At 59.7% G+C, this 20032-nt stretch carries 18 protein-coding genes; 15 read left to right on the top strand and 3 right to left on the bottom strand.

Annotated features, from left to right (window positions below; translation table 11 throughout):
• The first annotated feature begins 23 nt into the window (after positions 1 to 23).
• A complete protein-coding gene (locus C7T36_RS10755; RefSeq protein ID WP_045065252.1) occupies positions 24 to 950 on the top strand; it encodes an alpha/beta hydrolase in 927 nt (308 codons plus the stop codon).
• A gap of 148 nt (positions 951 to 1098) precedes the next feature.
• On the opposite strand, the gene C7T36_RS10750 is transcribed toward C7T36_RS10755, so the two are convergent.
• Positions 1099 to 1341, bottom strand: coding sequence for a hypothetical protein (locus tag C7T36_RS10750; protein WP_045065251.1), 243 nt, complete (start codon positions 1339 to 1341; stop codon positions 1099 to 1101).
• Between the two features lie 354 nt (positions 1342 to 1695).
• Here C7T36_RS10750 and C7T36_RS10745 point away from each other — a divergent pair, with 354 nt between their 5' ends.
• The 7 genes from C7T36_RS10745 to C7T36_RS10715 all read left to right on the top strand — a co-directional run bounded on the left by C7T36_RS10745 (position 1696) and on the right by C7T36_RS10715 (position 9170).
• Positions 1696 to 2622: an SMP-30/gluconolactonase/LRE family protein gene (locus tag C7T36_RS10745; protein WP_045066741.1), complete on the top strand. Its 927-nt coding sequence runs from the start codon at positions 1696 to 1698 to the stop codon at positions 2620 to 2622.
• A 52-nt stretch (positions 2623 to 2674) separates the two neighbouring features.
• Entirely contained in the window at positions 2675 to 3580 is a 906-nt protein-coding gene (locus C7T36_RS10740; protein ID WP_045065249.1) for an SDR family NAD(P)-dependent oxidoreductase, read from the top strand.
• A 33-nt stretch (positions 3581 to 3613) separates the two neighbouring features.
• A complete protein-coding gene (locus tag C7T36_RS10735; protein WP_045065247.1) occupies positions 3614 to 4846 on the top strand; it encodes a cytochrome P450 in 1233 nt (410 codons plus the stop codon).
• 10 nt (positions 4847 to 4856) lie between these two features.
• Positions 4857 to 5177, top strand: a complete 321-nt coding sequence (locus C7T36_RS10730) for a 2Fe-2S iron-sulfur cluster-binding protein (RefSeq protein ID WP_045065245.1) — start codon at positions 4857 to 4859, stop codon at positions 5175 to 5177.
• Positions 5178 to 5279: 102 nt separating this feature from the next.
• The gene (locus C7T36_RS10725; protein ID WP_106939752.1) at positions 5280 to 6764 is read left to right on the top strand and encodes an aldehyde dehydrogenase; all 1485 of its coding nucleotides are present in this window, start codon (positions 5280 to 5282) and stop codon (positions 6762 to 6764) included.
• The gene (locus C7T36_RS10720) at positions 6764 to 7873 is read left to right on the top strand and encodes an NDMA-dependent alcohol dehydrogenase (protein ID WP_045065241.1); all 1110 of its coding nucleotides are present in this window, start codon (positions 6764 to 6766) and stop codon (positions 7871 to 7873) included. The genes C7T36_RS10725 and C7T36_RS10720 overlap by 1 nt, the downstream gene beginning before the upstream one ends.
• Positions 7874 to 7922: 49 nt before the next feature.
• A complete protein-coding gene (locus tag C7T36_RS10715) occupies positions 7923 to 9170 on the top strand; it encodes an MFS transporter (protein ID WP_045065239.1) in 1248 nt (415 codons plus the stop codon).
• Positions 9171 to 9191: 21 nt separating this feature from the next.
• Here the strand turns inward: C7T36_RS10715 and C7T36_RS10710 are convergent, their stop codons facing one another.
• Positions 9192 to 10175 carry a MarR family transcriptional regulator gene (locus C7T36_RS10710; protein WP_045065238.1) on the bottom strand — a complete coding sequence of 328 codons (984 nt, stop codon included), beginning with the start codon at positions 10173 to 10175 and terminating at the stop codon, positions 9192 to 9194.
• Positions 10176 to 10211: 36 nt separating this feature from the next.
• Entirely contained in the window at positions 10212 to 11123 is a 912-nt protein-coding gene (locus tag C7T36_RS10705; RefSeq protein ID WP_239654637.1) for an alpha/beta hydrolase, read from the bottom strand.
• Positions 11124 to 11365: 242 nt separating this feature from the next.
• Between C7T36_RS10705 and C7T36_RS10700 the strand changes: the two genes are divergently transcribed.
• The 7 genes from C7T36_RS10700 (at position 11366) to C7T36_RS10670 (ending at position 20004) form a co-directional block, all read left to right on the top strand.
• Positions 11366 to 12511, top strand: coding sequence for an acyl-CoA dehydrogenase family protein (locus C7T36_RS10700; protein ID WP_045066739.1), 1146 nt, complete (start codon positions 11366 to 11368; stop codon positions 12509 to 12511).
• Positions 12508 to 13599, top strand: a complete 1092-nt coding sequence (locus C7T36_RS10695; RefSeq protein ID WP_045065236.1) for an acyl-CoA dehydrogenase family protein — start codon at positions 12508 to 12510, stop codon at positions 13597 to 13599. The genes C7T36_RS10700 and C7T36_RS10695 overlap by 4 nt, the downstream gene beginning before the upstream one ends.
• Complete coding sequence (locus tag C7T36_RS10690; RefSeq protein ID WP_084702488.1) at positions 13596 to 14843, top strand: CaiB/BaiF CoA-transferase family protein; 1248 nt, start codon at positions 13596 to 13598, stop codon at positions 14841 to 14843. Before C7T36_RS10695 ends, C7T36_RS10690 begins: the two co-directional genes overlap by 4 nt.
• A gap of 131 nt (positions 14844 to 14974) precedes the next feature.
• Positions 14975 to 15712 (top strand): GntR family transcriptional regulator, encoded by a 738-nt coding sequence (locus C7T36_RS10685; RefSeq protein WP_045066737.1) that lies wholly within the window; start codon positions 14975 to 14977, stop codon positions 15710 to 15712.
• A gap of 96 nt (positions 15713 to 15808) precedes the next feature.
• Positions 15809 to 17758, top strand: coding sequence for an NAD(P)/FAD-dependent oxidoreductase (locus C7T36_RS10680; protein ID WP_052683385.1), 1950 nt, complete (start codon positions 15809 to 15811; stop codon positions 17756 to 17758).
• 150 nt (positions 17759 to 17908) lie between these two features.
• Positions 17909 to 18667: an SDR family NAD(P)-dependent oxidoreductase gene (locus C7T36_RS10675; RefSeq protein ID WP_045065234.1), complete on the top strand. Its 759-nt coding sequence runs from the start codon at positions 17909 to 17911 to the stop codon at positions 18665 to 18667.
• A 176-nt stretch (positions 18668 to 18843) separates the two neighbouring features.
• The gene (locus tag C7T36_RS10670) at positions 18844 to 20004 is read left to right on the top strand and encodes a Rieske 2Fe-2S domain-containing protein (protein ID WP_045065232.1); all 1161 of its coding nucleotides are present in this window, start codon (positions 18844 to 18846) and stop codon (positions 20002 to 20004) included.
• The last annotated feature ends 28 nt before the right edge of the window (positions 20005 to 20032 follow it).

Below are 20032 nucleotides of genomic sequence, written 5' to 3'. Positions count from 1 at the left end.
CGTAGACGATCAGGAGATCATTCATGGCAGTGCATCCCGAAGTTGCGGCAATGCTTTCCGCGCTGGAATCCGGATTCCCGGACGTCACAAAATTTCCACCAGTCGAATTGCGTGAGCTGATCCGTAGTCGACGTGCTCCACTGCAGGCTCTACCCGACATGCTTGCGGTTGACGATCTCACCATCGACGGTCCCGGGGGAGACTTGCCGTTGAGGGTGTTCCGGCCGCACGAAGATCGCCAAGATCTGCCGGTTGTAGTGTTCGCTCACGGCGGTGGTTTTGTATTCTGCGACCTGGATAGTCATGACGAATTCTGTCGCTCGATGGCGGAAGGCGTTGGCGCTGTTGTGGTTGCGGTCGACTACAGGCTTGCTCCCGAACATCAGGCTCCGGCTGCGCACGATGATGTGTACGCAGCCTTGGAGTGGGTGGCGAAGAACGCGGGCGACTATGGCGCAGATCCGTCCAAGATCGTCCTCGCCGGCGACAGCGCCGGTGGAAATCTAGCAGCCACGGTATCTATTGCCGCGAGAGATCGAGGTGGCCCGGCAATTGCGGCACAGGTTCTCATGTACCCGGTGATAGATGATGATTTCGAGACGGAATCGTATCGGCTGTACGGCACTGGTCACTACAACACCACCTCGGCGATGAAGTGGTACTGGCAGCAGTATGCTCCCCACGGGACCGACGATCCGCGTGTGGTTCCGACGCGGGCAGAGACTCTTGCCGGCCTACCGCCGGCGGTAATCGTCACCGCCGAGCTGGATCCGCCCTGCACATCGGGGGACACGTACGCGCAGATGCTGGAGATGGCCGGTGTGCCCGTCCGGCATCACCGTTTCGACGGACTGTTTCACGGATTTCTGACGTTCACGTCGCTCTCGTTCACGGAACCCGCTCGTCGTGATATCTGGACGATGCTTCGCGGAGTGCTCGACGAGAGTTAGGAGCGATTGGGGACCTGTGAAGCTTGAATGACAATCGAGTTCGGGTTGGCCGTGGCGGTGGACGAGGGCGCCCGCGGTCAACCCGAACTCGTTCCTCGGTTCAGGCCCGTAGGCCACGCCCTGATGTGAGTTCCTACTGGACTGAACCTTAACTGACACTTGGTAGTTCGATCCGGCTCTCGGTAAGTTCCTGTGAGCGCACCGCGTTGTCGATGCTGCGTCGCAACGCCGGGCAGGCCCGGTCGTTGTCTCCCAGGGGGCGGTGCGCTTCCGCGATGAACGTGCAGTCGTTCGCGTCGTCGACCCACTGGATGGTGGTGTGGGCAGTGCTGAACTTTTCGACGAGTACGCAACGGTCACACACTTCACACGTCAATTTCTGCAGCGTCATCGTAGATCCTCCTGTTGGTTCGGCGGGCGGCTATCCAAGGCTCGCTCAGTTCGCCGGAAATTAGTACGGGTAATCCCGTTGGGCCGACGCTCTTCTTGTGCGTCGGGTGTGCCGTCCCCGAATAGTTCTTGTGAATTGCTTCGGCGTAGTGCTCGAATGGGTATCGTCAGGTCAAATCTGGATCCAATTTTGAGTCCCAAGTTACCGGGCGTCAAAGAAATTAGTTGACAATCCGCATATACCAAGTAGTGTGAACGGCATCACATGCCCAAGGTTCGCCTTTGGATCCCTTGCATAGCAGCATGTTTCGTTGTTTATGGCGAGCGCATGGACGCCGCCACGGAAGGAAAAGTCATGACCAATGCCGTTGCTGACGCAGTTGCAGGCGCACGCATCCTCGAAGCGAACGAGATTGCCAAGGGATTCTCGTGGCCGGAGTGCCCCCGCTGGCACGACGGCGCCCTGTGGTTCTCGGACATGTACACGTCGACGATCAAGACTGTTGACGCGACCGGTGAGGTCCGCACGGTAGTCGACGCGACCTCGCGGGCGGCTGACACCACAGTTCCTATCGTGCTGGGAGGATTCGGTTGGCTGCCCGACGGACGCATGATCGTCACGTCCATGCATGAAAAGCTGGTGCTGGTGGTCGACGGCGAATCCTTGGAGGAGTACTCGGATCTGTCCGCGCACGCGCCGGGGCCTGTCAACGACATGGTGGTCGACGCAGACGGTCGTGCCTACGTCACGCAGCTCGGGTTCGATCTCTTCAACGGTGCGGAGCCGGTAGCGGCACCGCTGATCTCGGTCGAGATGGATGGCTCCGCCGCTGCAATCGACTCGATCGGTCCGCTCATGGGAGCCAACGGAATTGCCCTCTCCGAGGATGGAACTCGCCTGTACACGGCAGAGGCATTTGCCAACCGGCTTCTCGTCATCGATCGTGCGGCTGACGGCACGCTGTCGAACCCCCGCGAATTTGCACCGGCCCCGTTCCTTCCGGACGGTATTTGCCTGGACTCCGACGGTGGCGTCTGGGCGGCTATGCCGGGAAGTGGATACGTCGGCCGTTTCGTGGAGGGCGGCGAGATCACCGATGCGATCGCGATTCCTCTCGAGCGGGGTGTCGGGTCTGCCTGCATGCTGGGCGGTTCGGATCGCTCAACTCTCTTTGTCACGGTAGGTGTCGAGGTGTTCGATTTCGAGAAGTCTGCGCGCGAAGCACTCGCGTCGATCTGGTCGGCCGAAGTCCATCACGGTGGCGGCGGCACCCGTCCCTGATCTGCCAGACACGATTGATCCTGCACCGCATAGCCCTGGAAGAGGAAAGAGTATGAGCGAGTTACGTTTCGACGATCGTGTTGTTGTCATCACCGGAGCCGGGCGCGGAATCGGGCGAGAGTATGCATTGCTGCTCGGAGCACGGGGTGCAAGCGTGGTGGTCGGTGATCTTGGTGCCCGAACCGACGGGTCGGGAGTTGACGGCGACAACCCCGCTGCTGATGTGGCTGCTGAAATCGCTGCTACCGGGGGACGCGCCGTAGCCTGCACTGCCGACGTATCCACCGATGAAGGAGCACGCGCGTTGGTCGCGGCGGCAGTCTCCAACTTTGGACGACTCGACGCCGTCATTAACAATGCCGGAATAGTGCGCACCGCTTCCTGGACCGAAGTTGCGGACGAAGAATACCAGCGCCACTTGGACGTTCACTACTTCGGCTCGCTCATGCTCGCGCGTGCTGCCTGGCCGCACCTCGTCGAATCCGGTTCCGGCAGAATCGTCAACACTGTCTCGGCGGCGATGTTGGGTAACTCGATGATGACCCATTACGGGAGCTCCAAGGGCGCTGTGTTCGGACTGACCCGAAATCTTGCACTTGAAGGCGCTGAACACGGAATCAAGGTCAACGCTATTGCGCCCGGCGCGAGTACGCGAATGGCGGAGGCCGCAGCGGGTGGTCTGCCGCCCGAAGTCCTTGAATACATGCGTACTTCGCTTCGAGCTGAGCAGGTGGCACCTGTCGGTGCATATCTGGTCCACGCTGATACTGCAGTGACCGGTGAGGTGTTCAACGTGGCAGGCGGCGCAGTGAATCGCATGGCAATTGTCAACACGGTTGGTATTGCCGATCCCGAGTTGTCGATCGAAACGGTTGCAAACCGGTTCGACGAGATCATGGCAGTTACCACCGATGCCGTACCCCAGGTCGTCACCCCGCCGCATGTACCGGCTTCTTGACTCTCTCTGCCTCACATCCTCTTTGGAGATGACATGACTACCGTTGAAGAACCCGTAGCGGACACTACGTATCCGTTTGCCGCGGTCCCGCCCACCGAAGCTGCCGCCCGGTACAAGGCAATCGCAGCCGATCGACCGATGACCAAGGTGACGATGCCGATCGGCGGTGACGTCTGGATCATCCACCGCAACAGCACTGCCCGCGCCATGCTCAGCGATCCTCGGTTCGTGCGTGAGCCTTTCCGCACAGGTGAACGTAAGGTCCCCTACTTCGTGGAGTTCCCGGACTTCCTCAAGACGACCATTCAGTTCGAGGATCCGCCCCAGCACAGTAAGCTCCGTCGGTTGGTTCAGAAGTCCATCTCGCCGAAACGTGTTCGCGGTATGCGTGATTCGGCAGTCGAATTCGCGAACACCCTTATCGGCGAGATGGTAGCAAAGGGCTCACCGTCCAACCTCGTCGACGACTACGCCGTTGCGTTGCCCATTCAGATGATTTGCAATCTTCTCGGAGTCCCTCCGGAGGATCGGTCGAAATTCCAAAAGTGGAGTTCCGCGACTCTTGCGGTGGCGAATATGCCCGAGGAAGAGGTCATGACCAACATGGGTGAGCTAATCCAGTACATGATGGCCTTGATCGACGAGCGTCGTCGTGAGCCGCGCGAGGATCTGCTCAGCGATTTGGCCAACGCGCGAGACAAAGACGACAGCCTTACCGACGCTGAAATTATGCCGATCGCATTGATTCTCATTGTCGCCGGCTTCGACAATACCGCCAACTTCATTTGCTCGGGTGTGTACTCGCTTCTGAATAATCCCGACCAGCTCGCCGTCCTACTCGAGGACGTCGACGGCGTTGCGCCGACAGCGGTGGAGGAGATTCTGCGGCACGGACGATTCGAACTCGGTCAAGATATCGCCGGCAGTGGCGGTTTGGTTCCGTTTGTTGCCACCGAGGACATCGAACTCGACGGTCAGCTCGTGGCTGAGGGCGAGGCGATTCTCGTTGATCCTGCAGCGACAGCCCATGACGGGATCGCGGTCGAGGATGGCGAGCGTTTCGATGTCACCCGCGCAGACAATCCGCATTTGACTTTGAGCTACGGCCTGCATCATTGCCTTGGTGCGCCACTTGCGCGAATGGAGATGCAGGTCGGCATCGCCGAGTTGTTCCGGCGCTTGCCTGATATTCGACTCGCGGGCGACGTCGTTGTCGATTTCGACAATCTTGTGCAGCCGATCACGTCTCTCCCGGTCGCCTGGTAGGGGGGCACACATGCCAAAGGTTTTCTACACGCAGGCGGACGGGTCGGAGAAGGTGATCGACGGTGTTGCCGGCGACTCCGTGATGCAGACCGCTGTAAGAAACGGAGTTAGTGGGATTGTCGGACAGTGCGGTGGGGTGCTCTCGTGCGCGACGTGCCACGTTTTCCTTGCCGAGTCGGACATGGACAAGTTTTCCGGGCCAAGTGAAGACGAGGACGACATGCTCGACTGCGCGGCTACGGACCGTGAGGAGACCTCGCGGCTGTCCTGTCAATTGACGCTGCAGGACGGTGTTGATCTGCATTGCACGATTCCCAAGCTTCAACTCTGATTTGTTTGAACATCTATCCGCCTCCCGTATGTGGGGAAGGCGGATAGATGCGTTGGGAAGCTGTTCTTTTGGATGAGTTGTTGTGGAGGCGAAGTAGTGATGATGTCTGATTATTCACGGGATGATTTGTTTATCGGCGGTCGTTGGCTTCCCCCGGCGTCTGGTGATTCACTGATGCTGCTCGAGGCGGCAACCGGAAAGCCTTTGGGGGCAGCGCCTTTGGGAGGCTTGGCGGATGTCGATTCGGCGGTGCAGGCAGCGCGAGCGGCTTTCGATTCGGGACCGTGGCCGCGTTTGACCCCCGTAGAGCGTGCACAGGTTCTGCGGCGCTTCGCGGAGGAGTTGTCGGTGCGCGGTGATGCCACGGCGGAGCTGATCAGTCGTGAGAACGGGTCGCCGATAGCAGTGTCGCGCGGGGCTAATATTGCTGTGCCGGTGAGGCTTTTGCACCAGTACGCCGATCTGATCGAATCCGGATGGTTGGAGGAGATCAGACCCAGTGGCCGTGGGGCGACAATTGTTCGGAAGGCACCGGTCGGTGTGGTGGCAGCTATTGTTCCGTGGAATTTTCCGCTGCTGATTGCCGTGGCAAAGATTGCCCCGGCGCTTGCCGCCGGGTGTTCGGTGGTGGTGAAGCCGTCGCCGGAGACGGCGCTGGATGCGTTTGTGCTGGCGGATGCTGCGGAGGCAGCGGGGTTGCCGCCGGGTGTGCTCAATGTTGTACCCGCAGATCGGGCAGTCAGTGCAGCCTTGGTGGCACATCCCGGTGTCGACAAGGTGTCGTTCACCGGTAGTACCGCTGCGGGGCGTCGGATCGGGGAGTCGTGTGGCCGGCTGGTGCGGCGGGTGACGCTCGAGCTGGGTGGTAAGTCGGCCTCGATCGTGTGTGAGGATGCCGATCTGGATGTCTTTGCGGCAAACCTGAACTCGACGTCGTTCATCAACAATGGGCAGGCATGTGTTCTGCATTCGCGTGTTCTGGCACCTCGATCGCGCTACGACGAGGTGGTGGAGGTGGTGGAACAGGCCGCTCGTTCGTTGGTTCTCGGCGATCCGTTGAATCCGGAGGTGACCTGTGGACCGATGGTGTCGAGTGCTCATCGAGATCGGGTGCTCGGCTATGTCGACGCGGCCAAGGCTTCGGGTGCCCGCGTGGTAACCGGCGGTGGACGCCCGAAGTCGCTTCCGGACGGATGGTTCGTAGAACCGACAGTTGTAGCGGACGTGGACAATTCGAGTGAATTAGCGCAGGAAGAGGTATTCGGCCCTGTTGTGGCGGTGATCCCGTACGACGGGGTGGAGCAGGCTGTTGCGTTGGCGAATGCCAGTGAATTCGGATTGGCGGGCTCGGTGTGGACTCGCGACGAACAGCGCGGGATCGATATTGCGCGTGGCGTCCGTACCGGCACGTTCGGGGTGAATTACTACCAGATGGATCTGGGTTCGCCGTTCGGTGGTTTCAAGTCCAGTGGCATCGGCCGCGAGTTCGGTCCTGAGGGTTTGGCGTCGTTTGTGGAGTATCAGTCGATTTACGTCAGTGCCGATCAGTTGGCGGGGTCGGCGCGAGAAGAGGGAGAGGTCGAATAGTGAAGACTCGTGCGGCGGTGTTGTGGGCTCCGGGAGAGCCGTGGTCGGTGGAGGAGATCGAGCTCGACGAGCCCAAAAACGGTGAGGTGCTGGTTAAGATGACGGCCACGGGGCTATGTCATTCCGACGAGCATATGCGTGACGGCACGAACGTTATGCAGTACCCGTTCATCGGCGGCCACGAAGGTTCAGGTGTGGTGGAGCGTATCGGTTCCGGCGTCACGGACCTGGCCCCAGGTGACCATGTGGTGTTCAGTTTCATTCCGGCGTGTGGGCGTTGTCGCGCGTGCGCGAGGGGGATGTCGAGCGTGTGCGACATGGGCGCGCATATCGGTGTCGGCACGCAGATCAGTGACGATACCTCGCGACATCACGTGCGGGGCAAGGATGCTCGCCTGATGTGCATCGTCGGGACGTTTTCCGAGTACACGGTGGTCAATCAGGCCTCATGCGTGAAGATCACCAATGACGTGCCATTGGACAAGGCGGCTTTGGTCGGGTGCGGTGTCACCACAGGGTGGGGTTCGTCGGTGTACGTGGGCAAGGTGACAGCCGGCGATACCGTCGTGGTTCTGGGCATGGGTGGTGTGGGATGTGGTGCCGTGCAGGGCGCGGCTCAGGCTGGTGCGCGTCATGTTGTTGTCGTCGACCCGTCCGAGTTCAAGCGATCGGAGGCGAAGCGCTTCGGTGCAACTCATACGGCGGCCGATATCGAAGAGGCGCAGTCACTTCTCGTTGACCTGACGTGGGGCGCGATGGCGGACGTCGTGGTGATCACGGTAGGCAAGATGTCGCGGGATCTGTTGGCTCCTGCGGTGAATATGTTGGGCAAAGGTGGTGTGTGTGTCCAGGTTTCGATCGGCGATCCGCTCGAGATGACAGTTGATCTGAGTTTGATCGGTCTGACGTCGATGCGGAAGTCGATTTCGGGATCGTGGTACGGCAATGCCAATCCGCGTTCGGATATTCCGCTACTGCTACGGATGTACATGGAGGGAAAGATCCTTCTCGACGAAATGGTCACCAAGACGTACGTGTTGGATGAGATCAACGAGGCGTTCGAGGACATGCGGGCGGCGTCGATTATTCGCGGAATGATCCTGTTCTGATTATGCACTCGGATGAGCGTTCGGCACCGAACAGTTCTGAGACAGTGCGATGACGGCTGTCGTCGACGGGATTCGGGGTCTGCAAGCGAGGACGTTTGCTTCGCTGTCGAATCCTAATTTTCGATTGTTCATGTCGGGGCAGTCGGTCTCGTTGACGGGCAATTGGATGCAGACGATTGCTCAGTCCTGGTTGGTTCTCGAGTTAACCGGTTCTGCGACGGCAATCGGCATCGTGTTGGCGTTGCAAACGATTCCGATGTTGCTGCTCGGACCGTACGGGGGAGTGATCGCCGATCGATTCGACAGGCGCACTTTGATGATCGGATTGCAGACGACGTTGGGATTGCTCGCCCTCGTCCTCGGAGTTCTGGTTGTCCTCGACGTCGTCGCTTTGTGGCACGTGTACGTGATTGCCGGTCTGTTCGGTTTGGTGCAGTGCTTCGAGAATCCGGCCAGGCAGGCATTTGTCGCGGAGTTGGTCGGTCACGGAGATCTTCGTAACGCGGTCAGCCTGAACTCGACTGTGGGCAGCGTGGCCAGGGCCGTGGGACCGGCGCTCGCCGGCGTGACGATTGCTGCGGGCGGATTGGGGATCTGTTTTCTGGTCAATGCCGTGGGGTACGGCGCCGTGGTCGTATCGCTTGCCCGATTGGATGTCTCGGCACTGGTCGCTGCGCCGGGTATCGGCCGGGTCAAGCGTCAGATGAGAGATGGTCTGGCCTATGTGCGGTCCGAGACGAAACTTCTGACGCCACTTCTGATGATGGCTTTGGTTGGATGTTTGACGTACGAATTTCACGTGGTTTTCCCGATTGTCGCCACGCAGACGTTCGGAGCCGACGCGCAGATGTACGGGTTCATGACGACGGCTATGGCGATCGGTGCTGTGATCGGCGGTTTGCTGATGGCTGCGTGGGGCAGGACGGGGGTCATGCCGTTGCTTACCAGCTGCGCGGTATTCGGGTTGGCTCTTGTAGTGGCCGCTGTTTCGCCGGCGCAATGGATTTTGCTGGCGGTGTTGGTGGCCGTCGGGATGTGCAGTGTTTCGTTTGCGGTGACAGTGAGTAGCTCTCTGCAGCTCGAAGCGGATCCGGCGATGCGAGGGCGGGTCATGTCTTTATGGTCGGCCGCGTTCATTGGGTCCTCGGCGGTCGGCGCGCCAATTGCGGGTTGGGTGTGTCAGGAGTGGGGAGGCAGAGCGGGACTACTGCTCGGTGCCTTTACCTGCTTTGCGGCAACGGTACTCGGGTCGGTGTTGTTCGTGCGTAACCGAGTGACGGCCGCACGAGTTCCCTGACCCGCTGTCGACCCCCGGTACTCAGCCGTATCGGACCGCCGTCATGTCGGCAGTACTCAGAACGTCGTCGAGGTAGTGATCGTTAAGCACTGCGTAGTGCTGCGCCAGGTCCTGGTCGATATCGGCGAATAGGTTCCGCAGGCTGTCGAGTCGAGAGGTTCGTATCCGGGCCAGTATGGACGCGCCACTTGCCGTCGTTTCGACAGGACGACTGCGTCGATCGCTTCCTCCGTCGGTTCGGAGGACCAGGTTTTCCGATTCCAGAAACGAAATAGTCCGGGACGCGGCGGCTTGATCGAGCGCGAGTCGCGAAACAACGTCCGATACGCTCGTCGGCCCGAACCACCCGATGTCTTGAAGAACGAAGTACTGGGAGGGACTGAGTGATACGCGCGCTTTGGCGAGGGCAGCATCGAAATCGGCTCGACCGATCAGATAGACAAAATCTGCGATCGCGCTCAAACACCTTGCTTCTACGGGGTTTCCGGCGATCTCCGATATCGCAATCCGGGTTCCGCTCTGCTCGGCGACATCCGGTTCCGTTCCAGCGGGAACGGGAAGCGTTCTCCGAACTCGGTCGACTGCGCACTCGATCCAGTCGGCAAACCCATTGACGTCGTCGTCCGCCCACGTGTCCAGGGGGCGTCGCATTTCCGTCAACCACGATCTCTGCCATCTGAGCACAACTTGCAATCCGTAGTCGGACAGGAAGTGCACGATGCGCCGGCCGTCGTCCGGTGCACGCTCTTTGATCACTAGTCCTGCTCGCACCAGGCGTGTCACCTGACGACTCGATTGTGTGATGTCGACCCGGAGAGTTGCGGCGAGCTCACTCCCTGTGAGCGGGCTGTTCGCGAGAATCTCCAGCGTCTCGATGCCTGAACGAGGAACGGCCACACCGGTAGCCGACTCGAAACGTCGCCGGCTTGCACTGCTGTGTGAGGAGAAGGCAAGAAGGTCGATGTATCGAAGCAGTGCGACAGGAAGGGATGGAGTACGTGACACCGAAGGAATCGTAGTCCGCTTCCCGCTCCGGGGGAGTCACCGAGTGCCGGCGAACCGTGCTGCGACGAGTCCGCCAACCTCCGACATGGCGATTCGAGCGCGTTTTACCGACTGCGTCTGCATGAAGAATCCGTGCGCTACGCCGGGGTAGCGAATGATTGCCGTGGGCACCCCTGCGTCTTGGAGTCGATGGCCGTAATCTTCCACCGCGTCACGCAGCGGATCGGCGTATCCCGATACGACGACCGCGGGCGGCAGGTCCGTGAGGTCGGATGCCAGTGCTGGGACACCGTACTCGTCGTCGCGGCTGGAATCCTCGCCGAGGTACAACGACTTCATCCAGTCGATGTCGGCCGTGCACAGGAACGGGCTGTCGCCGAACTCGCGCATCGAGGGCCGGTCCTGCCGACGCTCGAGGCCTGGGTAGATCAGGACTTGTTGTGCGATGTGAGGACCGTGCTCGTTCCTTGACCGAAGCGCTGTCGCGGCAGCCAGGCTCCCGCCGGCGCTGTCTCCGCCTACGCCGATACGGAGTGGATCGATGCCGAAACGATCGGCTTCGCTGTGGGCCCATGCAAGTGCTTCGTAGGCTTCGTCATTCGCGACGGGGTACCGATGTTCCGGTGCGAGCCGATAGTCGACGTTCAGGATCACCGCAGAGGTCGCGGCGGCGATCTCACGCGCGAGCAGATCGAAGGAATCGAGCGAACCCATGATCATGCCGCCGCCGTGGAACCAAACGAGTGCGGGCGCTCCCGTCTCAGGTGCCGTGAATGGAATGTATACGCGCACAGGTACTTCGCCGTGTATTCCAGTGAACGACGTCGTCTCGACGGTGCGCATGTCGGGTCCGGGGCCGCGCACAATCGACTCGAGTGCGCGCCGGGATTCCTCGACCCCTCTTTCGTGGGATCGAGGAACGTTGTTCCGCTTCATGGTCTCGGCCATCGCCGCGACCTCGGGGTCCAGTTGATGATTCGTCCGGCTCGATTTCGAGTGTGGTGTGGCGGACATGGTCATGATTTCTGTGAGCCTCCGTCGAGGAAATATCTACCGAGCATCGGGGGTGAAGTGTCACCCACGGTACACGGATCATCTAAAAAGAATCATAAATTGGATCCAATAACGTATGGTGAGTTCGACGGGTCTTCGACAGACCGGACGAGGAGGGTGCTGTGACCGCCACCGAGATGGCGCCAACTACTGGAAGTGCTGATTCGACGCATCGAGAATTGCGAAACGAAGTTCGCAAATTTCTCGCGGCCGAGATCAGCACCGGGACTTTCATCCCACAATGCGATAGTTGGATGGCTGGCTTCGACCCTGCTTTCAGTGCGCGAGTCGGAGAGCGAGGTTGGCTCGGCATGGTCGTGCCTACTGCCTATGGAGGGCATGGCCGCAGCCCCCTCGAGCGACTGGTCGTCGCCGAGGAGATGCTTGCGCACGGAGCGCCCGTTGCCGCCCATTGGATCGCGGACCGGCAAACGGCACCAAACCTGCTGAAGTTCGGCACCGAGGAGCAGAAGGAACGCTATCTTCCCGGAATTGCCTCCGGTACAACCTTTTTTGCCATCGGAATGAGCGAACCGGATGCCGGGTCCGACTTGGCATCCGTTCGAACCAAGGCCGTCGAGGACGGCGACAGCTGGCGTCTGACCGGAACGAAGGTATGGACCACCGGAGCGCATCTCGCGCACGCCATGATCGTTCTCGCCCGTACAGACACTGACGAGTCGGGCCGCCACGGGGGACTGTCTCAGTTCGTGGTAGACCTACCGAACCCGAACATCGAGATTCGCCCGATCCGGAGCATCGACGGAGCGGCGCATTTCAACGAAGTCATCTTCCACGATGCGAAGATTCCCGGCTCGGCGCTACTCGGGACACGGGCCGACGGCTGGGTGCAGGTGATGAGTGAACTCGCCTTCGAACGTTCGGGGCCTGAGCGGTATCTGAGCACGATGCCGTTGCTGCGGGCGTGGGCGGAAAGGCTACGAGCACAGGGAGCTACGCCAGAACAACGCGTGGCTTTGGGCATGCTCACGTCCCGAGCATGGACATTGCGCAGGATGTCGTTGATCGTCGCCACGGAACTGGCGGCAGGACGGTCACCCGACGTCATGGCTGCGATGGTCAAGGATCTGGGTTCGACGTTCGAGGGAGATCTCGTCGACGTTGTCCGGCGATCGAGTGCCGTGGCCGCGCGTCTGCACACCGAGGATCCGTTTGCGGAATTGCTTGCGCAGAGCCTGTTGCACACACCAGCGTTCACCCTTCGTGGCGGAACCAACGAAATCCTGCGCTCCATCATCGGACGCGGAATGGGGCTCAGATGAGTGAATATCGAGCGGATCTCATCGATGCCGCGAACGCGATGATCGACCGCGCCGGCCCAAGCCACGAGGTGCCCCTCCAGCATGCGGACGACGCAGTATGGCGTGCGTTGCATGACGCCGGTTTCACCACGCTGGGAGTGCCGGAAGAATCGGGTGGAAGCGGTGGAAGCCTTTTCGACGCGCTCGAAATCGTGAGTGTCCTCTCTCGTCGCGGTGCCGCAACACCGATCGTGGAGCACGGTGTGTTGGCCGCCTGGATTGCTGCCGAAGCCGGTTTGAGTCTCGGCGACGACATTGCAACGGTATCGACGAAGGGCGAAATCGCTGTGCGTGACGATGGCGCCGGCGGCCTGATTCTCGACGGTCGACTCGAGGCAGTCGTGTGGGGTGAACTGGCGCGAACTGTTGTTGTCGTGATCCCACGCGAGCCGACCTGCCATGTTGCGCTGGTATCCACGGACCACGCATCGGTCACGGTGTTGCCCGGGACGGATACGACCGGAATTCCGGTGAACGACATAGTGCTCAGCGGAACGCCGGTTACCTGCCACGGCTGCGCCGAGAACGTAGATCGAGACGATGTGATCCGTCGAGGTGCGTTGGCGTACACAACCGCGTCGGCGGCGGCCGCACGCGCGGTTTGTGATGCGACCGTCCGATACGCCGGCGAACGAACACAGTTCGGCCGGCCACTGGCGAAGTTTCAGGCTGTGCAACAGCGCCTGGCCCAGTTGGCAAGCGTTACGAAGGCTGTCGAGACCGCAGCAGCGACGGCGCGCGCATCAGTTGACGCCGACGCGCCGTCGTCGGCAGTGGACGTAGCTGCCGCAGCCACTTTCGTGTTTGCATCGGCGCGTGAGATCGGGGCTGCCGGACACCAAATCCACGGTGCCATTGGATTTACCTCCGAACATGCGCTCGGTCGTTCGACCACGTCGCTCTGGGCGTGGCGTGAGAGATGGGAATCAGAGGAGTACTGGGCCGATCAGGTGGCCTCTCGGGTGCTCGATCACGGAGTTGATCTGTGGGACGTAGTTACCGGTTTCGAACCGGGTAGGGACATCGTGAAGGGAGAGATCAGCGCATGAGTGTGTTCACGTCGTCGAGCGAAGCCAATGCCGTCACACCACCCGTTGTGATCGACGGCCGAGCGGCGTGGCGGTCGGCACATCGCGACGGGGTTCTCTCCGGGTTGCGTGTTCTGGATCTGAGCCGGGTTCTGGCGGGGCCGTACGCAGCTCAGATGCTTGCGGATCACGGCGCAGACGTACTCAAGGTAGAGGCTCCCAGCGGAGACGAAACCCGTGGGTGGGGGCCACCGTTCGACGAGGACGGAATCAGTGCTTACTACGGCGGCATGAACCACAGTAAGGACAACATCTGCCTCGACCTGCGAACCGAACAGGGGCGTGAGGTACTCGGTCATCTCCTGAACGCGGCCGACGTAGTGGTCGAGAACTTCAAGGCCGGGACGCTCGCTGCATGGGGATTCGACTACGAGTCCGTTCTCGCTCCGGCGAATCCAGGCATGATCTATTGCAGGATAACGGGATTCGGTGTCGATGGCCCGATGGGCGGCCTACCCGGTTACGACGCAGTACTGCAATCGTTCGGCGGATTGATGAGCGTTAACGGGTATCCAGAGGGCAATCCGCTTCGAGTTGGTGTTCCGATCGTCGACATCGTGGCAGCGAACTTGGCGTTCAGCGGAGTTCTGCTAGCCGTGCTCGATCGGACGAGGACCGGGAACGGGCAACTGGTCGACATTGCACTTCTCGACGCGGTGATCTCGATTCTTCATCCCCACGCCGCGAATTGGACGGTCAGTGGTGTTGTGCCCCAGCGGACCGGCGAGCTCCATCCGACCGTCGTGCCCTATCAGGTCTTTGCTACAGGTGACGGTGATTTATTCATCAGTGCAGCAAATGACAGGCAGTTCGCCTCGCTTGCAGCGGTTCTCGGTGTTCCCGAGATCGTTACGGATCCTCGCTTCGTTGCCAATCGTGACCGCCATAAACACCGCGAGGAGTTAATTGCGCTGATCGCGCCTCTGATCGAGACCTGGCGACGCGAGGAGTTGGGTGCCCGGCTCACCGAAGCTGGTGTTCCGTGCAGTCCGGTAAACACAGTGGCGCAGGCGCTGCAGTCACCTCAAGTGCGCCATCGTGAGCTATTTGTCGAGCGTGACGGATACCGGGGAATCGGTGTTCCTATCTCGCTGGGCAATGCGAAGACGGCCGCTCAGACTCCGGCGGTGAAGTGCGGCGCTCACACCGTCGAGGTTCTGGCGGCCATGGGATACGACGCGGAGTCGATAGACACTCTCGCTTAGCAGCGGCGAGACGCGACCGAGAGGCAAGGGCAGCAGACAGCGGTGATGCAACAATGGTGTATCCGAGATCGGTGCCGATCGCCGCGCTGAGCATCGGAACCGTCGAGAAAAATGTCCTAGAGGAGAAATTCGTGTCCCCCAGATCGAAAGCGCGCCAGCTCGAGACCGAGTCGTCGTCGACCGGCGGAGTAGTAGCTCAGGGGCGATCGGTCTCGGAGCAGGCAGCATCTCGGGTCGTTGCGGAGATCGAGCGAATGATCATCACCGGGGAACTGCTGCCGGGACAACAGATTCGGCAGGAAACTATGGCAGAACGCCTGGGCGTCAGCCGACTGCCTATCCGGGAAGGACTGCGGCAACTCACCTCGGAGGGCCTTGTCCGGCACGTACACAATGTCGGGTACGCCGTAGCGCGGCTGGAAAAGTCGGAGTTCGATCAGATCTACCTCATGCGGGCTGCACTCGAGAAGGAAGTGCTTCTGTCGCTACCGGTTTTCGACGATGCGGCTCTGGCGGAAGTCAAAGATTTGGCCGTCGAAGTGGCTGCAGCGGCCGATTCGGAGGATTACCTACTGATGCGTATGCGAAATCGGGAGTTTCATTTCGCGATGTTCGATCGGTCGCCGCTGCAATTGATCGTTTCGGAATTGCGCCGATTGTGGACGCTGGCCATGCCCTATCACGCCGTGTACCTGTACGACCCTGAAGGGCGCGCTCGAGTGGTGCGCGAGCACGACGAAATGATCGCAGCGTTGTCTGTGGGTGACAACGAGCAACTTGTGAATCTGATGAATTTGCACCGACACGGTGGCGAAGCAAGTACCAGTCTGATGCTTCGCGCTGGTGGAGCGACGCGGCCGGCGCACTGACCTACCGTTCTGCCCCATTCGGTGGAATGGAGAGAACGGGTCCATCTGCATTCTGCTGGATCCAATTTCCTATACCAATAACGATAGAGAAGGCATATGAACGAATCGACCGACCAAGCTGCTGTGGAAACATTCGACCAGGAACCTGTTGCGCTTGACCGTGAGACTCTCGCCAGGAACCTGCAGGATGCGGATCCGGCGATCCTGCTGTTATGCGCCGCACACGCGACCGGTGATCTGACACTTCTCGATCGATACGCGTCGTCGATCAGCCGTCGGCCGGGAGAGGGGCGCAATGCGCTGCCTGTGGTCACGATGGAAGCAGGTGCTCGTGCATCGGTAACGGATCTTCTACTAGGAGCGCTTGGCGCTGCGCCGATCGTCCCGGAACTGCTTGTCGGAGACCTCGACGTGTTCGCACGCATGGTCGAGATCGCAGTGGGCGAGAAAGTGTCGCCCGAATTTCTGCCTCTGCTGTTGGAACAGAGCGGCTTTGTTCCGTCGCAATCGGTTGTACCGCGAACCAAGTCTCCGAAGCCGGGCATGCGAATCGCTGTCCTCGGTGCGGGCATGGCCGGTATCGCTGCGGGAATCATGGCGGAGCGCTTCGGCTACGAATACGAGATTTTCGAACAGAGCAACGACATCGGGGGCACGTGGCGAATGAACACGTACCCCGGAGTGGCTGTGGATACTCCCAGTCTGTACTACTCGTATTCGTTCGATCTGAATGCAGACTGGACTCGGTACTACCCCGTGGGCAACGAGTACCAGCAGTATCTGCGACGGGTCGTGGAATCGCACGGCATCAAGGAGCACATCAGTTTCGACACCGACGTCACCGGACTTCGATGGATCGAACGAGATTCGGAGTGGGAGTTATCGATTCGTGCCGTCGACGGCACGATGCAAACCTCGCGGGCGACCATCGTCATCACTGCTTTCGGATTCTTGAACCGCCCGAAGTTTCCGGAGGTCTCCGGAATCGAAGACTTCGAGGGCATCTCCATGCACACTGCCCAGTGGAAAGATGCAGATCTCCAAGGCAAGCGAGTCGCAGTAATCGGTGCGGGAGCTACCGCGGTGCAGGTGGTAGGAGAGATCGCAGACTCCGTTTCCGATCTGACTCTCTTTCAAAGGCAACCACATTGGGTGATGCCGGGTGCTCCGGGTTCGGGCGTCGTGCCGGACACCGAGCGCTGGCTCCTCGCGCGGTTGCCGTTCTACAACCAGTGGTTTCGACTCAAGACCTATTGGGGTCTGAGCGACAACCTGTACGACAACATTCGTGCAGATCCGGAGTGGGCGAAGAACAACGTGTCTATTTCGGCCGCGAACGATCGAGTGATGCAAACAGGGCTTGCCTACCTGCACAGTATGTTTGCCGATCGGCCGGATCTTCTGGCCGAGCTCACCCCCGATTACGCGCCGGCCGGCAAGCGGTTGATCCGGGATCCCGGCAATTTCTATGCCTCGCTCAAACTTCCGCACGTTGGCCTGACGAGTGAGCGCATCGAGAAGATTGTTCCGAGTGGGGTGGTTACTGCCGACGGCCGGACACATGAAGTGGATGTCATCATTTACGCCACGGGTTTCACTCTCGATTTTCTGTCTCCGATGGATATCGTCGGGCGTGAGGGTCGTGTTCTGAATGACGAGTGGCGGGGCGATGATCCGTTCGCTTACCTTGGCGGTACAGTCCCAGGCTTCCCGAACCTTTTCGTGACGTCGGCCCCGAATACCAGTCCCGGACACGGTGGTGGGCACAATTTTCCTACAGAATCCGTCCTGCACTACATCTTCGAATGCCTGCAGATCCTCGTGGAAAACGGCGGCAATTCCATCGAAGTGACTGCCGAGGCAACCGTGGAGTACAACGCCAGAGTCGCAGCGCAACTGGAGAACACAGTGTGGACTATCGCGACCGGTGCGCACACCTACTACCGCAATCGGGCAGGTCGTGTGATCCTCCCAAGCCCTTGGCGCATGGTCGACTTCTGGACGATGTTGCGCGAGCCTGATCTGTCGGCGTTCACGATTCGTTGACGATGTGAGCTCTATGTCAAGGCAGGATTTCTTGCCCACATTATTGGATCCAATAATTTGTCCAGACAGTTGACTTTTGTCATATAAAGTTGTGGACTGGATCACACGTCGCCGACGTGGCGTTCGTGTCTATCGAGAGGAGAAACCTTCGTGTTCAGCTTGGAAGGTCGGGTCGCACTTGTGACCGGCGCAGGTCAGAGTGTCGGAGCAGGGATTGCCACGGTGCTTGCGCGCCAGGGCGCAGCTGTAATCGTGAACGATCTGTTTGCCGATCGTGCAGAGAAAGTGGCGGCAGCTATCGAGGAAGAGGGCGGTCGAGCGCTCGCTTCCGCCTTTGACGTCACCGACTACGACGCGGTTGTCGAGCATGTGCGCGCTGCGGAGACGCTGTTCGGGCGGCACGTGGACATTCTCGTGAACAATGCCGGAATTGCCGAGGGGCGGTTCAACCTTCCGTTCCGGCAGCTCACACCGGAGCAATGGCGTGCGCCGATCGATCTCAATATCTTCGGTGCTTTCAATTGTGTCCAGGTGGTTCTCGAAGGCATGTGTGACGCCGGCTGGGGTCGTGTCGTCCAGATCTCGTCCGGATCTGCTCGTACCGGCCAGAATATCGGTGTCTCGATGTACGCGACGGGAAAGAGCGGTGTCGAGGGCTTTATTCGTCACCTTGCTGCCGAGACTGGCCAATTCGGCGTCACTGCAAACATTCTGGCGTTGGGACATCAGAAAAATCTCGAGGATAAGATGTCCGAGGAGACGATCAACGACATCATCGCAACCATACCGATCCGGCGTTTAGGGGATGCCATCGAAGTAGGCGCGGCATGTGCTTACCTGGCGTCCGATGAATCCGGGGGCATGACGGGGCAGACCATCGACTTCAACGGTGGCTCCCAGACCAGGTAGAGATATCTCTGGTTCCCCTCGTGAGATCCGGATGTGTCGTGTCCAATCGAGACCGTCGCAGCACCCGATTACTCTCCCGTTCTTCGGGAACGCGCCATCTGTCGGCCGGTTTTCGTTGAGAGGCTGATCACATTCACCTTCGGGGCGCTTTACGATCGAAACGCAGGAGGTTTCACATGAGCTCTACCGCAACGAATTCCGAAGAGGTAAGAACGATCGAGGCAGGTGCGCCGCCGGTCCGGTTTGCCCGTGGTTGGCACTGTCTAGGGTTGCTACGCGATTTCACGGACGGGAAGCCGCACCAGATCTCCGCGTTCGGAACAGAACTGGTTGTTTTCGCGGGAGAAAACGGAAAAGTCAACGTACTCAATGCCTTCTGCCCACACATGGGAGGGAATCTGGCACTCGGCGCCGTGAAAGGTGACACGATCGCCTGCCCATTCCACGATTGGCGTTGGAGGGGTGATGGCAAGTGTGCCGAAATCCCTTACGCGCGGCGTGTTCCTCCCCTTGCGCGAACGAAGTCGTGGACCACTCTCGAGCGCAACGGACAGCTGTACGTCTGGCACGACCCGCAGGGTAGTAAACCGACGGAAGAAGTCACCATTCCCGAAATTGCGGTCTATGGAGATCCGGAATGGACCGACTGGACTTGGAAAACGCTGAAGGTCGAAGGGTCGAACTGTCGGGAGATCGTCGACAATGTCGTGGACATGGCGCACTTCTTCTACGTTCACTACGGGATGCCGCAGTACTTCCGGAATGTCTTCGAAGGTCACGTCGCAACCCAAGTTATGCGATCGAAGCCACGAGCTGACGCTGTCGACGCAAGCATCGGAAGCAACTATGACCGCGAAAGTGCATCAGATGCATCATATTTCGGGCCTTCGTACATGATTGACAAATTGTGGACCGAATCTCTCGAAGATGATCCGAACATCATTCTGATCAACTGTCATTACCCGATTTCTCCGACTTCATTCGTTCTGCAATACGGCGTCATCGTCAAGAAGCCGGAGGGCGTGTCGGATGAGGTGGCCGCAGAGATCGCGGACACGATTGCCGACGGCGTCGCAATAGGTTTCGAGCAAGACATCGAGATCTGGAAGAACAAGTCTCCCATCGATAATCCTCTTCTGTCGGAAGAGGATGGGCCGGTATACCAATTGCGCCGTTGGTACCAGCAATTCTACGTGGATGTCGAAAACATCGAACCGGAAATGGTCAATCGCTTCGAGTACGAGATCGATACCGAACGAGCTTTGACGAGTTGGCAGGAAGAGATCGATGCCAACCTAGCTGCCGGACGTAGCGCGATTCCGGCGCCCGCGTCCTGAATCCCGACACATTTCGAAAATCTTCAGG

This window comes from Rhodococcus sp. AD45-ID, from assembly GCF_003023755.1.
Lineage (GTDB): Bacteria > Actinomycetota > Actinomycetes > Mycobacteriales > Mycobacteriaceae > Rhodococcus_F > Rhodococcus_F globerula.
The sequence above is the reverse complement of the archived record's forward strand: the minus strand, read 5'-3'. Positions and strand labels throughout refer to the sequence as shown.